Below are 14321 nucleotides of genomic sequence, written 5' to 3' on the forward strand. Positions count from 1 at the left end.
ACGAGCAGCCGCAGTATGCGCAACCACAGCAGCCTGTTTACGAGCAGCCGCAGTACGCGCAACCGCAGCAGCCTGCTTACGAGCAGCCGCAGTATGCGCAACCACAGCAGCCTGTTTACGAGCAGCCGCAGTATGCGCAACCGCAACAGCCTGTTTATGAACAGCCGCAGCAAGAACAGCCGTACGCCGCTGAATCGGAATATTTGAACGTACCGCAAGCTGAACACGCCCCTACCGTCGAACCAGAACCGGTAGTGGAAGAAGAAGTTAAACCTGCTCACCGTCCGCCGCTGTACTATTTCGAAGAAGTGGAAGAGAAACGCGCACGTGAACGTGAACAGCTGGCGGCGTGGTATCAACCCATTCCGGAACCGTTAGCGCCAATGGAACAGCGGGCATCGACCGCGCCGTCCATTCCGGTTTCCGTACCAGAACCTTCCGCTGCCGTTGCACCGGTAGCCGCCAGTGTCCGTCATGCGGCAGCTGCAGCTGCCGGAACCGCAGCAGCTGCGGCTTCAGCGCCGTTGTTTAGCCCGGCTGAAGGCCCACGTTCGCAGGTTAAAGAAGGCATTGGCCCACAGCTGCCGCGCCCTAATCGCGTTCGCGTGCCGACGCGCCGTGAGCTGGCCTCATACGGCATCAAGCTGCCATCGCAGCGGATGGCCGAGGAGCGCGCAGCGCGCGCAGCCGAGCGCTATCAGCCTGACGATAATCAGCCGCTGACCGACGACGAAGCCGATGCGCTGCAGCAGGATGCGTTGGCTCGCCAGTTTGCCGCCTCGCAGCAGCAACGCTATGGCGAAGCGGACGAGCAGAATAACGATGCTTTCGAAGAGAACGATGAAGATGTTGCCGCAGAAGCGGAACTGGCACGCCAGTTCGCCGCGTCTCAGCAGAATCGTTATGCCAGCGAACAGCCTGAAGGCGCACACCCGTTCTCCCTCGACGATTTTGAATTCTCGCCGATGAAAACGCTGGTGGATGAGACACCGAAAGCGCCGTTGTTCACGCCGAGCGTGATGCCTGAGCCTGCGGTGACGCCGCCGCCTCAACAGCATTATCAACAGCAACAACCGCCGCAGCATGCTCAAAGCTATCACCAGCCTCAGCATGCGCCGCAGCAACAGTATGCTCAGCCACAACAGCATGTGCAGCAGCCTGCACATCAGCCGGTAACGCCACCGCAGCAGGAGAGCCTGATTCACCCGCTGCTGATGCGTAACGGTGACGATCGTCCACTGCAGAAGCCGACGACGCCGCTGCCGTCATTGGATCTTTTAACGCCGCCACCAACGGAAGTGGAGCCGGTAGATACCTTTGCGCTGGAACAGATGGCGCGTCTGGTGGAAACCCGACTGGCCGACTATCGCATTAAAGCGGACGTCGTAAACTACTCCCCGGGGCCGGTTATCACCCGCTTCGAGCTGAATCTGGCGCCGGGCGTGAAGGCTGCGCGTATTTCTAACCTGTCCCGTGACCTGGCGCGTTCGCTGTCGACCGTTGCGGTTCGCGTGGTGGAAGTCATTCCTGGCAAACCGTACGTTGGCCTGGAACTGCCGAACAAGAAACGTCAGACCGTTTACCTGCGTGAAGTGCTCGACTGCGATAAATTCCGCGACAACCCGTCACCGCTGACGGTGGTGCTGGGTAAAGATATCGCTGGTGAGCCGGTGGTGGCCGATCTCGCCAAAATGCCACACCTGCTGGTTGCTGGTACGACCGGTTCCGGTAAGTCTGTCGGCGTGAACGCCATGATCCTCAGTATGCTCTATAAAGCACAGCCTGAAGACGTGCGCTTCATCATGATCGACCCGAAAATGCTAGAACTGTCGGTCTATGAAGGGATCCCGCATCTGCTGACTGAAGTGGTCACCGACATGAAAGACGCCGCTAACGCCCTGCGCTGGAGCGTCAACGAAATGGAGCGTCGCTACAAGCTGATGTCGGCGCTTGGTGTACGAAACCTTGCCGGTTATAACGAAAAAATTGCCGAAGCGGCGCGCATGGGCCGTCCGATTCCGGACCCTTACTGGAAACCGGGCGACAGCATGGATGCTACGCATCCCGTGTTGGAAAAACTGCCGTATATCGTGGTGCTGGTCGATGAATTTGCTGACCTGATGATGACCGTCGGCAAGAAAGTGGAAGAGCTGATCGCGCGTCTGGCGCAGAAAGCGCGTGCCGCGGGTATCCACCTGGTGCTGGCAACCCAGCGTCCATCGGTGGATGTGATTACCGGTCTTATTAAGGCTAATATTCCAACCCGTATTGCGTTTACGGTTTCCAGTAAAATTGACTCCCGTACCATTCTTGACCAGGGTGGCGCAGAGTCGCTGCTCGGCATGGGTGATATGCTCTATGCCGGGCCGAACTCGAACAACCCGGTACGTGTGCACGGCGCATTTGTCCGTGACCAGGAAGTCCACGCGGTGGTACAGGACTGGAAAGCACGTGGCCGTCCGCAGTATGTCGATGGCATCACCTCCGACAGTGAAAGCGAAGGCGGCGGCGGTGGCTTTGATGGCGGTGAAGAGCTGGATCCACTGTTCGATCAGGCGGTCAATTTCGTGACCCAGAAACGCAAAGCGTCAATCTCCGGCGTACAGCGCCAGTTCCGCATTGGCTACAACCGTGCTGCGCGTATCATCGAACAGATGGAAGCGCAGGGGATCGTCAGTGAACAAGGGCACAACGGCAACCGAGAAGTGCTGGCTCCGCCGCCGTTCGATTGATTGCAAAGATGGGTAAATAAGTCAGAATTCAGTATTTTCTTCTGTCACCGCTCTGGGCGAAGTCTTAGAGTGAGTGACAGAGGCTCTCCTGCCGGGAGCATGAGGCTAATTAAGGATTAATAATGAAAAAGGTAGCGATCACGTGTGCATTACTTTCCAGCTTTGTCGTCAGCAGCGTATGGGCTGATGCTGCAGGTGACCTGAAAAGCCGTCTTGATAAAGTGAGTAGCTTCCATGCCAGCTTCACTCAGAAAGTGACTGATGGCAGCGGCAACGCGGTGCAGGAAGGTCAGGGCGATCTGTGGGTAAAACGCCCAAACCTGTTTAACTGGCATATGACCCAGCCAGATGAAAGCATCCTGGTCTCTGACGGCAAAACCCTGTGGTTCTACAACCCGTTTGTTGAGCAAGCGACTGCCACCTGGCTGAAAGACGCGACCGGCAACACGCCGTTTATGCTGATTGCACGTAACCAGGCCAGCGACTGGCAGCAATACAATATCCAGCAGACCGGTGATGATTTCGTGCTGACGCCACGCGGCAGCAACGGCAATCTGAAGAAATTCACCATCAACGTAGGGCGCGATGGCACAATCCATCAGTTCAGCGCGATTGAGCAGGACGATCAGCGCAGTAGCTACCAGCTGAAATCGCAGCAGAACGGCGCAATCGACGCCTCCAAATTCACCTTTACACCGCCGCAGGGCGTGACGGTGGACGATCAGCGTAAGTAAGAGGCCTGCGTGAGCAATTTGTCGCTCGATTTTTCCGATAATGCATTTCAACCTCTGGCCGCCCGTATGCGGCCAGAAAACTTAGCGCAGTATATCGGCCAGCAGCATCTGCTGGCTGCTGGCAAGCCATTGCCTCGCGCCATTGAAGCCGGTCATCTGCACTCGATGATCCTTTGGGGGCCGCCGGGTACCGGCAAAACGACGCTGGCGGAAGTGATTGCTCGCTACGCCAATGCCGATGTTGAGCGGATCTCCGCCGTCACCTCCGGGGTGAAAGAGATTCGTGAGGCCATTGAGCGCGCTCGACAGAACCGCAACGCTGGTCGTCGCACCATTCTGTTTGTCGATGAAGTCCACCGTTTTAATAAAAGCCAGCAGGATGCCTTCCTGCCGCATATTGAAGACGGCACCATCACCTTTATCGGCGCAACCACTGAAAATCCTTCGTTTGAGCTCAATTCGGCGCTGCTCTCCCGTGCGCGCGTCTACCTGCTGAAATCCCTGACCACCGAGGATATTGAGCAAGTACTTACTCAGGCGATGGAAGACAAGGCGCGCGGCTACGGCGGGCAGGATATTGTCCTACCGGACGAGACGCGCCGTGCAATTGCCGAACTGGTGAACGGCGACGCCCGACGTGCGTTGAACACCCTGGAAATGATGGCTGACATGGCGGAGCTGGATGATTCTGGTAAACGCGTGCTGCTGCCTCAACTTCTGACCGAAATTGCCGGTGAACGCAGTGCTCGTTTTGATAATAAAGGCGACCGCTTCTATGACCTGATTTCGGCGCTGCACAAGTCGGTACGCGGCAGTGCGCCCGACGCCGCGCTCTACTGGTATGCCCGTATTATCAGCGCAGGTGGTGATCCGCTGTACGTTGCCCGCCGCTGCCTGGCCATTGCCTCTGAGGATGTCGGTAATGCTGACCCGCGCGCCATGCAGGTGGCGATTTCTGCCTGGGACTGCTTTACCCGCGTCGGCCCGGCCGAAGGGGAGCGTGCTATCGCCCAGGCGATTGTCTACCTGGCCTGTGCGCCGAAAAGCAACGCGGTCTACACCGCCTTTAAAGCCGCAATGGCCGATGCTCGCGAACGTCCTGATTACGATGTGCCAGTACACCTGCGCAATGCGCCAACCAAACTGATGAAAGAGATGGGCTATGGGCAGGAGTACCGCTACGCCCACGATGAGCCCAACGCCTACGCCGCCGGTGAAGAGTATTTCCCCAGCGAAATGGCACAAACGCGCTACTATCACCCGACTAACCGAGGTCTTGAAGGCAAGATTGGCGAAAAGCTCGCCTGGCTCGCTGAACAGGATCAAAATAGCCGCACAAAACGCTACCGCTAGTGCAGTCGTTGCGGTAATGTTGTCGATGTACCTCTGCGACCACGGGCTGTGGTCGCATACTCCACTTTCAATTCGATAAGCATAGGATAAGCATGCTCGATCCCAATCTGCTGCGTACAGAGCCAGACGCAGTCGCAGAAAAACTGGCACGCCGGGGCTTTAAGCTGGATGTAGATAAACTTCGCGCTCTTGAAGAGCGTCGTAAAGTACTGCAGGTAGAAACTGAAAATCTGCAGGCAGAGCGTAACTCGCGATCGAAATCCATCGGCCAGGCGAAAGCACGCGGGGAAGACATTGAGCCTTTACGCCTGGAAGTGAACAAGCTTGGCGAACAACTTGATGCCGCTAAATCAGAGCTGGATGTTCTGCTGGCTGAGATTCGCGATATTGCACTGACCATCCCGAATATCCCGCATGACGACGCACCGATTGGCCGTGACGAAAACGACAACGTTGAAGTTAGCCGCTGGGGCACGCCGCGCGAATTCGATTTCGAGATCCGCGATCACGTGACGCTGGGCGAAATGCACAGCGGGCTTGATTTTGCCGCGGCAGTGAAGCTGACCGGTTCACGTTTCGTCGTGATGAAAGGCCAGATTGCCCGTATGCACCGCGCACTGTCGCAGTTCATGCTGGATCTGCACACTGAACAGCACGGCTATAGCGAAAACTATGTGCCTTACCTGGTGAACCAGGACACGCTGTACGGTACGGGCCAGCTGCCAAAATTCGCCGGTGACCTGTTCCATACTCGCCCGCTGGAAGAAGAAGCTGACAGCAGCAACTACGCGCTGATCCCAACGGCAGAAGTGCCGCTGACCAACCTGGTGCGCGATGAAATCATCGACGAAGACGATCTGCCGATCAAAATGACCGCGCACACGCCGTGCTTCCGCTCTGAAGCGGGTTCCTATGGCCGTGACACTCGTGGTCTGATCCGTATGCACCAGTTCGATAAAGTTGAGATGGTGCAGATCGTGCGTCCAGAAGATTCCATGGAAGCGCTGGAAGAGATGACCGGTCATGCAGAGAAAGTCCTGCAGCTGCTGGGTCTGCCGTACCGTAAAATTATCCTGTGTACCGGTGACATGGGCTTCGGCGCCTGCAAAACCTATGACCTCGAAGTCTGGGTTCCTGCGCAGAATACCTACCGCGAGATCTCTTCTTGCTCTAATGTCTGGGATTTCCAGGCGCGCCGCATGCAGGCTCGCTGCCGCAGCAAATCCGACAAGAAAACGCGTCTGGTTCACACCCTGAACGGGTCTGGCCTGGCCGTAGGTCGTACGCTGGTTGCCGTGCTGGAAAACTACCAGCAGGCAGATGGCCGCATTGAAGTGCCTGAGGTACTGCGTCCATACATGAACGGTCTGGAATACATCGGTTAATCCTGCCTGTTCCACAAAAAAGCGCCGCAAGGCGCTTTTTTTATATCCGCATTGATACTGAACAATACCTCTCCCGGTAGAACGTTTAATACTCCCTTCTAAGTACCACCAGCATATAAAACTACAATAATAACATTTCGTTATATATATAACTATATAACGAGTCATGTTTTCAATGTTAGCAACGAAGTGAGAGTCCATGAAAACTGAAACCCCCGATGCTTTACTGGCAGCTGAGGTCAGCCGTCGTGGTTTGATGAAAACCACGGCCATAGGCGGACTGGCGATGGCCAGCAGTGCGTTTACGCTTCCTTTCAGCCGTATTGCGCACGCCGCAGAAGCGATTGCACCAACCACGGCGGTAGAGCGCGTGACCTGGAGTGCGTGCACGGTAAACTGTGGCAGCCGCTGTCCGCTGCGCATGCATGTTGTCGATGGCGAGATTAAATACGTCGAAACGGATAACACCGGCGATGATAACTACGATGGCCTCCACCAGGTTCGCGCCTGCCTGCGCGGTCGTTCAATGCGTCGTCGTGTCTATAACCCGGATCGTCTGAAGTACCCGATGAAGCGGGTGGGCAAACGTGGCGAAGGTAAATTCGAGCGCATCAGCTGGGAAGAAGCCTTTGACACCATTGCCGATAACATGAAACGGCTGATTAAAGATTACGGCAACGAATCTATCTATCTTAACTACGGCACCGGCACCCTCGGCGGGACGCTGACCCGTTCCTGGCCACCGGGAAAAACGCTGATCGCACGTCTGATGAACTGCTGCGGCGGCTATCTGAACCACTACGGTGACTACTCTTCCGCACAGATTGCTGCAGGACTGAACTACACCTACGGCGGCTGGGCAGACGGCAACAGCCCGTCAGATATCGAAAACAGTAAGCTAGTCGTGCTGTTTGGTAATAACCCTGGTGAAACACGCATGAGCGGCGGCGGGGTGACCTACTACCTGGAGCAGGCGCGCCAGAAATCTAATGCGCGCATGATTATCGTTGACCCGCGCTATACCGATACCGGTGCAGGGCGTGAAGATGAGTGGATCCCTATCCGCCCAGGTACTGATGCGGCGTTGGTATCGGCGTTGGCGTGGGTGATGATCACTGAAAACCTGGTCGATCGACCGTTCCTCGATAAATACTGCGTCGGCTACGACGAAAAAACGCTTCCGGAAGGTGCACCAGCTAACGGTCACTATAAAGCCTATATCCTTGGGCAGGGCAGCGATGCAACGGCGAAAACGCCGGAATGGGCATCGACCATTACCGGCATTCCTGCTGAGCGCATCGTGAAACTGGCGCGCGAAATTGCGCTAGCCAAACCGGCCTATATCTCCCAGGGCTGGGGCCCGCAACGTCACGCTAACGGTGAAATTGCCACCCGCGCTATCTCGATGCTGTCGATTCTGACCGGTAACGTCGGGATCAACGGTGGCAACAGCGGCGCGCGTGAAGGCTCCTATGAGGTGCCGTTTGAGCGTATGCCAACGCTGGAAAACCCGGTACAGACCAGTATCTCCATGTTTATGTGGACCGATGCGATCGTCCGCGGGCCGGAAATGACGGCGCTGCGTGATGGCGTGCGCGGTAAAGACAAGCTGGATGTGCCGATCAAAATGATCTGGAACTACGCCGGTAACTGCCTGATTAACCAGCACTCCGAAATCAACCGTACTCATGAAATTCTGCAGGATGATAAGAAGTGCGAAATGATTGTGGTGATTGACTGCCATATGACCTCATCGGCGAAATATGCCGATATTCTGCTGCCAGACTGTACTGCGTCTGAACAGATGGACTTCGCGATGGATGCCTCCTGCGGCAACATGTCCTACGTCATCTTTACCGACCAGGTCATCAAACCGCGCTTTGAGTGTAAAACGATTTATGACATGACCACGGAGCTGGCGAAACGCATGGGCGTTGAGCAGCAGTTCACCGAAGGGCGTACCCAGGAAGGGTGGATGCGCCATCTGCATGAACTTTCTCGTCAGGCCGTGCCGGAACTACCGGACTTCGATACCTTCCGTAAGCAGGGCATCTTCAAACAGCGTGACCCGGAAGGGCATCACGTGGCCTATAAAGCCTTCCGTGAAGATCCGCAGGCTAACCCGCTGACCACACCGTCCGGGAAAATTGAGATCTACTCGCAAGATCTGGCAAAAATTGCCGCGACCTGGGAGCTGCCAGAAGGCGATGTTATCGATCCGTTACCGATCTACACCCCGGGCTTTGAAAACTACAACGATCCGCTGGCCGAGAAGTTCCCGCTTCAGTTGACCGGTTTCCACTACAAAGCCCGCGTTCACTCAACCTACGGCAACGTGGATGTGCTGAAAGCGGCCTGTCGTCAGGAGATGTGGATCAACCCACTGGATGCGAAGAAGCGCGGCATCGCCAATGGCGATCGCGTGCGTATCTTTAACGACCGCGGGGAAGTGCATATTGAAGCTAAGGTAACGCCGCGCATGATGCCGGGCATCGTCGCGCTGGGTGAGGGGGCCTGGTACAACCCGGATTCCGGACGTATCGACCAGGCGGGCTGCATTAACGTGCTGACCACTCAACGCCCGTCGCCGTTGGCGAAAGGCAACCCATCGCACACGAACCTTGTCCAGGTTGAGAAGGTGTAAGGAGTAACCGATGACTACCCAATATGGCTTTTTTATTGACTCCGCTCGTTGCACCGGTTGCAAAACCTGCGAGCTGGCCTGTAAAGATTACAAAGACTTAACTCCGGACGTCAGCTTCCGTCGTATTTACGAATACGCGGGTGGCGACTGGCAGGAGGACAACGGCGTCTGGAACCAGAACGTCTTTGCCTATTACCTGTCCATCGCCTGTAACCACTGCGAAGACCCGGCCTGTACCAAAGTGTGCCCGAGCGGCGCGATGCACAAACGTGAAGACGGCTTTGTGGTCGTCAACGAAGATGTCTGCATCGGCTGCCGTTACTGTCACATGGCCTGCCCGTACGGCGCGCCGCAGTACAACGAAGCTAAAGGTCACATGACCAAATGCGACGGCTGCCATGAGCGCGTGGCGGAAGGCAAGAAGCCGATTTGCGTGGAATCCTGCCCGCTGCGTGCGCTGGACTTCGGCCCTATCGAAGCGCTGCGTCAGAAGCACGGCACGCTTGCGGCGGTAGCGCCGCTGCCGTCCGCGCACTTCACCAAACCCAGCATTGTGATTAAACCTAACGCCAATGCACGTCCGTGCGGCGATACCACTGGCTATCTGGCCAATCCGAAGGAGGTGTGAGATGGGTAGTGGATGGCATGAATGGCCGTTGATGATCTTCACGGTCTTTGGGCAATGCGTGGCGGGCGGATTTATCGTTCTGGCACTTGCATTGATGAAAGGGCAACTTCCTCGTGAACAGCAGCAGCGCGTAGTGCTGAGCATGTTTGCGCTGTGGGTGCTGATGGGCATTGGCTTTATCGCTTCGACCATGCACCTCGGTTCACCAATGCGCGCCTTTAACTCGCTGAACCGCGTGGGCGCCTCCTCGCTGAGTAACGAAATTGCCAGCGGCGCAATCTTCTTTGCCGTCGGCGGTATCGGCTGGCTGCTGGCGGTCACCAATAAGCTCTCCTGCGCGCTGCGCAGCGTGTGGCTGGTAGTGACGGCGGTGCTGGGCGTAGTGTTTGTCTGGATGATGGTGCGGGTCTACAACACCATTGATACCGTGCCTACCTGGTACACCATCTGGACGCCGCTGAGTTTCTTCCTGACGCTGTTTATCGGCGGCCCGCTGCTCGGCTATCTGTTGCTGCGCTGGGCAGGCGTTGAGGGTTGGGGCATGCGTTTGCTGCCGGTTATCAGCCTTGCTGCACTGGTGGTGAGCGTGATTGTCACCACAATGCAGGGTGTAGAGCTAGCTTCGATTCAAAGCTCCATTCAGCAGGCTTCGGCACTGGTACCAGACTATGGCTCGCTGATGGCGTGGCGTATTGTCGCCATCGCTCTGGCGCTGGTTTGCTGGGTAGGGCCGCAGCTCAAAGGCTACCAGCCAGCGCTGCCGCTTCTGAGCCTGGCGTTTGTGCTGGTGCTGGTGGGGGAGATGCTGGGTCGTGGCGTTTTCTACGGTCTGCACATGACCGTCGGTATGGCGGTCGCCAGTTAAGCAAAATAAGCTGCCAGGGCATACGGCCCTGGCACTTTTTGTTCATGAATTTTTTCGACTGATCCTTTCTCTGCTGTTTCTTCTTATTTTCAATAAAAACAAAATAATAAGATAACTTAAGCGCAGCTTATCGTTGCGTTGAATAAGAAACGTCAATCGTTGAGCCAGAAAGCCTTTAGCCGTTGAAATCAGGTGGATTGACAATGTTTTTGGCAGTGGCATGATGCGCACGAAATCTGTCTATCCTCACGGTTTGAACCCATGTCCACCTATACTCGCCCAGTGCTATTGTTGCTCTGCGGCTTACTCTTATTGACGCTGGCGATCGCGGTATTAAACACGCTCGTCCCGCTCTGGCTCGCCCATGAAAACTTGCCAACCTGGCAGGTGGGAGTGGTCAGCTCGTCCTATTTTACCGGCAACCTGGTCGGTACCATGCTCACCGGCCGACTGATTAAGCGCCTTGGATTTAATTACAGCTATTACATCGCTTCGCTGATTTTTGCCGCGGGCTGCGTGGGGCTGGGCTTTATGGTGGGCTTCTGGAGCTGGATGTTCTGGCGCTTTATCGCGGGCGTTGGCTGCGCCATGATTTGGGTCGTGGTGGAGAGCGCGCTGATGTGCAGCGGCACGTCGCGTAACCGTGGGCGCCTGCTGGCGGCCTATATGATGATGTACTACATCGGTACTGTGCTGGGGCAGATTATTGTCAGCCGCTTGCCGACAGACATGGCGACTATTCTTCCGCTGATGACCGGTGTGGTGTTAGCGGGCATTCTGCCGCTGCTGTTTACCCGCATCCTGAACCAGCAGGAGGACGTGCAGGACGAAAGCACGCGTGTCTGGCCGATGTTCAAACTGCGTCAGGCACGTCTGGGCGTGAATGGTTGTATTATTTCCGGTATCGTGCTGGGCTCACTCTATGGCCTGATGCCGCTGTATCTGAACCACCGCGGCGTCAGTGACTCCGGGATTGGGTTCTGGATGGCGGTGATGGTCAGTGCGGGCATTTTGGGGCAGTGGCCGATTGGTCGTCTGGCAGACCGCTATGGCCGTCTGATGGTGCTGCGTGTACAGGTGTTTGTGGTGATTGTCGGCTGCCTGGGCATGCTGAGTCAGGCTGCGATGGCACCAGCGCTGTTTATCCTTGGCGCAGCGGGCTTCACGCTGTATCCGGTAGCGATGGCCTGGGCGTGTGAGAAAGTAGAACATCATCAGCTGGTCTCCATGAACCAGGCGCTGCTGCTGAGCTATACCATCGGTAGCCTGGTTGGGCCGTCGCTGACGGCGATGCTGATGCAAAACTACTCTGATAACCTGCTGTTTATTATGATTGCCGGGGTATCGTTCATCTATCTTATGATGCTGCTGCGCAAAGCGGGGCACCATCCTACGCCAGTGGCTCACGCCTGATCTTGTAGGCGCGTTGTGGCAACATAACGCGCCAATCTTTCAGCATTACTATACTGAGTAATGCTGCGCTGCTTTTGCGTAGGTGAGGGCGAGCCTATATTCCTCTGACTTCCAGAAAATAAACCCGATTAAATGTGCGAGATGTTGGAATTCTGCACGTTTACGTTACCCATTTTGGATTAGTACTCGCATAATCTCCGTCGAAAAAAAAATCGCACTTGCGAACAATAACATTCAAGGAACGGAATTTATGGCAAGCGAACAAGAAAAGCAGCTGCGGTGGTATAACATCGCGCTGATGTCGTTTATTACGGTTTGGGGTTTCGGTAACGTCGTCAACAACTACGCCAACCAGGGGCTGGTGGTTGTTTTCTCATGGTTATTTATCTTTGCACTTTATTTCACACCCTATGCGCTTATCGTCGGTCAGCTTGGTTCGACCTTTAAAGACGGTAAGGGCGGTGTCAGTACCTGGATTAAAAATACGATGGGGCCGGGGCTGGCCTATCTGGCTGCCTGGACCTACTGGGTCGTCCATATTCCTTATCTGGCTCAGAAGCCTCAGGCCATCCTGATTGCGCTCGGCTGGGCGATAAAGGGAAATGGCTCGCTTATCACCGAATATGGTGTGGTGGCGCTCCAGGGCTTCACGCTGGTGCTTTTCGTCTTCTTCATGTGGGTAGCATCCCGAGGGATGAAATCGCTGAAGCTGGTAGGGTCGATTGCCGGGATCGCCATGTTCGTGATGTCGCTGCTGTACGTGGTGATGGCGGTGACGGCGCCGGCTATTACTGAGGTGAAAATTGCCACCACCAACATCACCTGGCAAACCTTTATCCCGCACTTTGACTTTACCTATATCACCACCATCTCGATGCTGGTATTTGCCGTGGGCGGCGCGGAAAAAATCTCGCCTTACGTCAATAACACCCGTAATCCGGGCAAAGAGTTCCCGCGTGGGATGATCTTCCTGGCGGTGATGGTTGCAGTGTGTGCCATCCTTGGGTCGTTGGCGATGGGGATGATGTTCGACTCAAATAATATTCCTAACGACCTGATGGCGAACGGCCAGTACTACGCGTTCCAGAAACTGGGCGATTATTACCATATGGGCAACACCCTGATGGTGATTTACGCTATCGCGAACACCCTGGGGCAGATTGCCGCGCTGGTGTTCTCGATTGATGCACCGTTGAAAGTCCTGCTCAGTGATGCCGACAGTCGCTATATCCCACAGAAGCTCTGCAAAACCAATGCATCGGGTACGCCGGTAAATGGCTATCTGTTAACGCTGGTGCTGGTGGCGCTGCTGATTATGCTGCCGACGCTCGGCATCGGTGATATGAACGACCTCTACAAATGGCTGTTGAACCTGAACTCGGTGGTGATGCCGCTGCGTTATCTGTGGGTGTTCGTGGCATTTATCGCAGTGATTCGTTTGGGACAGAAATACCAGTCGGAGTATGTCTTTATCCGCAACCGGAAGCTTGCGCTGACCGTTGGTGTATGGTGCTTCCTGTTTACCGCGTTTGCCTGTCTGACTGGTATCTTCCCGAAAATGGCCGCCTTTACGCCGGAGTGGGCCTTCCAGCTGTCGCTTAACGTCGCCACGCCGTTTGTGCTGGTGGGATTAGGACTGATCTTCCCGCTGCTGGCGCGTAAAAAGCGCTAAAAGAAAACCCGGCATTAAGCCGGGTTTGATGTCTGTAGCCCGGCCGAGCGCAAGCGACGCCGGGACGAGTAGGGGAGTTAGTACATCACCTTGTGACCATACTGCTCGAGAATACCCTTCACGCGTTCCATGGTCTCTTTCTTCGGCGGGTGCACGCCATCCAGCTTGTACTCTTCGCCCATCGCGACCCACTTGTGTTTACCCAGCTCGTGATAAGGCAGCAGTTCGATTTTCTCAACGTTACCCATATCACGGGTAAACTCGCCGAGACGATGCGCAGAATCGTCATCATCTGACCAGCCTGGTACCACGACGTAGCGGATCCAGACGTTAATGTTTTTCTTCGACAGGTACTGGGCAAACTCGAGCGTACGATGGTTGGAGACGCCGACCAGGTTCTGGTGAATGTCGTCGTTCATCTGTTTAAGATCGAGCATCACCAGGTCAGTCACTTCCAGTAGTTCATCAATGACCGGATCGTAACGACGAACGAAACCGTTGGTGTCGAGACAGGTATGAATACCTTCTTTGTGACAGGCGCGGAACCAGTTGCGCACAAACTCGGCCTGCAGAATAGCTTCACCGCCGGACGCGGTCACGCCGCCGCCGGATGCATTCATAAAGTGGCGGTAGGTCACCACTTCTTTCATCAGCTCTTCAACGGTGATCTCTTTACCGCCGTGGGTGTCCCAGGTATCGCGGTTGTGGCAATACAGGCAGCGCATCAGGCAGCCCTGGAAGAAGGTAATAAAACGGATGCCTGGGCCATCAACGGTGCCACAGGACTCAAAGGAGTGAATACGACCAATTACAGACATTGCGGTGTTATCTCCAGTTCTTCCCGGCTTTACAGCCAGGTTTGCGAGCACGGTTATAAAGCCGCGTCGAGTTTATT

The 14321-nt window shown here is 55.6% G+C and carries 10 protein-coding genes; 9 read left to right on the forward strand and 1 reads right to left on the reverse strand.

From position 1 onward, the window contains the following. The 9 genes from V6944_RS13865 to V6944_RS13905 all read left to right on the forward strand — a co-directional run. Window positions 1–2732: DNA translocase FtsK (locus V6944_RS13865; protein WP_333499372.1), on the forward strand; the 2732-nt coding region annotated here is incomplete at its 5' end. A gap of 122 nt (window positions 2733–2854) precedes the next feature. Then, the gene (gene lolA, locus V6944_RS13870; RefSeq protein WP_333499373.1) at window positions 2855–3466 is read left to right on the forward strand and encodes an outer membrane lipoprotein chaperone LolA; all 612 of its coding nucleotides are present in this window, start codon (window positions 2855–2857) and stop codon (window positions 3464–3466) included. Window positions 3467–3475: 9 nt separating this feature from the next. Continuing rightward, window positions 3476–4819, forward strand: coding sequence for a replication-associated recombination protein RarA (rarA, locus tag V6944_RS13875; RefSeq protein ID WP_333499374.1), 1344 nt, complete (start codon window positions 3476–3478; stop codon window positions 4817–4819). A 92-nt stretch (window positions 4820–4911) separates the two neighbouring features. After that, on the forward strand, window positions 4912–6204 hold the full coding sequence (gene serS / locus V6944_RS13880) for a serine--tRNA ligase (RefSeq protein WP_185666576.1): 1293 nt from the start codon (window positions 4912–4914) through the stop codon (window positions 6202–6204). Window positions 6205–6403: 199 nt separating this feature from the next. After that, window positions 6404–8848, forward strand: a complete 2445-nt coding sequence (dmsA, locus tag V6944_RS13885) for a dimethylsulfoxide reductase subunit A (protein ID WP_333499375.1) — start codon at window positions 6404–6406, stop codon at window positions 8846–8848. A 10-nt stretch (window positions 8849–8858) separates the two neighbouring features. Beyond that, on the forward strand, window positions 8859–9476 hold the full coding sequence (locus tag V6944_RS13890) for a DMSO/selenate family reductase complex B subunit (protein ID WP_333499376.1): 618 nt from the start codon (window positions 8859–8861) through the stop codon (window positions 9474–9476). A gap of 1 nt (window position 9477) precedes the next feature. Then, window positions 9478–10341, forward strand: a complete 864-nt coding sequence (locus V6944_RS13895) for a dimethyl sulfoxide reductase anchor subunit family protein (protein WP_333499377.1) — start codon at window positions 9478–9480, stop codon at window positions 10339–10341. A gap of 261 nt (window positions 10342–10602) precedes the next feature. After that, a complete protein-coding gene (locus V6944_RS13900; protein ID WP_333499378.1) occupies window positions 10603–11754 on the forward strand; it encodes an MFS transporter in 1152 nt (383 codons plus the stop codon). Between the two features lie 250 nt (window positions 11755–12004). Continuing rightward, complete coding sequence (locus tag V6944_RS13905) at window positions 12005–13426, forward strand: APC family permease (protein ID WP_333499379.1); 1422 nt, start codon at window positions 12005–12007, stop codon at window positions 13424–13426. Window positions 13427–13503: 77 nt separating this feature from the next. Here the strand turns inward: V6944_RS13905 and pflA are convergent, their stop codons facing one another. Further along, entirely contained in the window at window positions 13504–14244 is a 741-nt protein-coding gene (pflA, locus tag V6944_RS13910) for a pyruvate formate lyase 1-activating protein (RefSeq protein ID WP_333499380.1), read from the reverse strand. Between the last annotated feature and the right edge of the window lie 77 nt (window positions 14245–14321).

The sequence above is a fragment of the Kluyvera sp. CHPC 1.2972 genome, assembly GCF_036759925.1.
Taxonomy (GTDB): domain Bacteria; phylum Pseudomonadota; class Gammaproteobacteria; order Enterobacterales; family Enterobacteriaceae; genus Kluyvera.

Coding starts and splice junctions, on each gene's coding strand:
- V6944_RS13905 (WP_333499379.1), top strand. CDS start 12,005: ATGGCAAGCGAACAAGAAAAGCAGCTGCGGTGGTATAACATCGCGCTG.
- lolA (WP_333499373.1), top strand. CDS start 2,855: ATGAAAAAGGTAGCGATCACGTGTGCATTACTTTCCAGCTTTGTCGTC.
- V6944_RS13895 (WP_333499377.1), top strand. CDS start 9,478: ATGGGTAGTGGATGGCATGAATGGCCGTTGATGATCTTCACGGTCTTT.
- serS (WP_185666576.1), top strand. CDS start 4,912: ATGCTCGATCCCAATCTGCTGCGTACAGAGCCAGACGCAGTCGCAGAA.
- dmsA (WP_333499375.1), top strand. CDS start 6,404: ATGAAAACTGAAACCCCCGATGCTTTACTGGCAGCTGAGGTCAGCCGT.
- V6944_RS13900 (WP_333499378.1), top strand. CDS start 10,603: ATGTCCACCTATACTCGCCCAGTGCTATTGTTGCTCTGCGGCTTACTC.
- V6944_RS13890 (WP_333499376.1), top strand. CDS start 8,859: ATGACTACCCAATATGGCTTTTTTATTGACTCCGCTCGTTGCACCGGT.
- pflA (WP_333499380.1), bottom strand. CDS start 14,244: ATGTCTGTAATTGGTCGTATTCACTCCTTTGAGTCCTGTGGCACCGTT.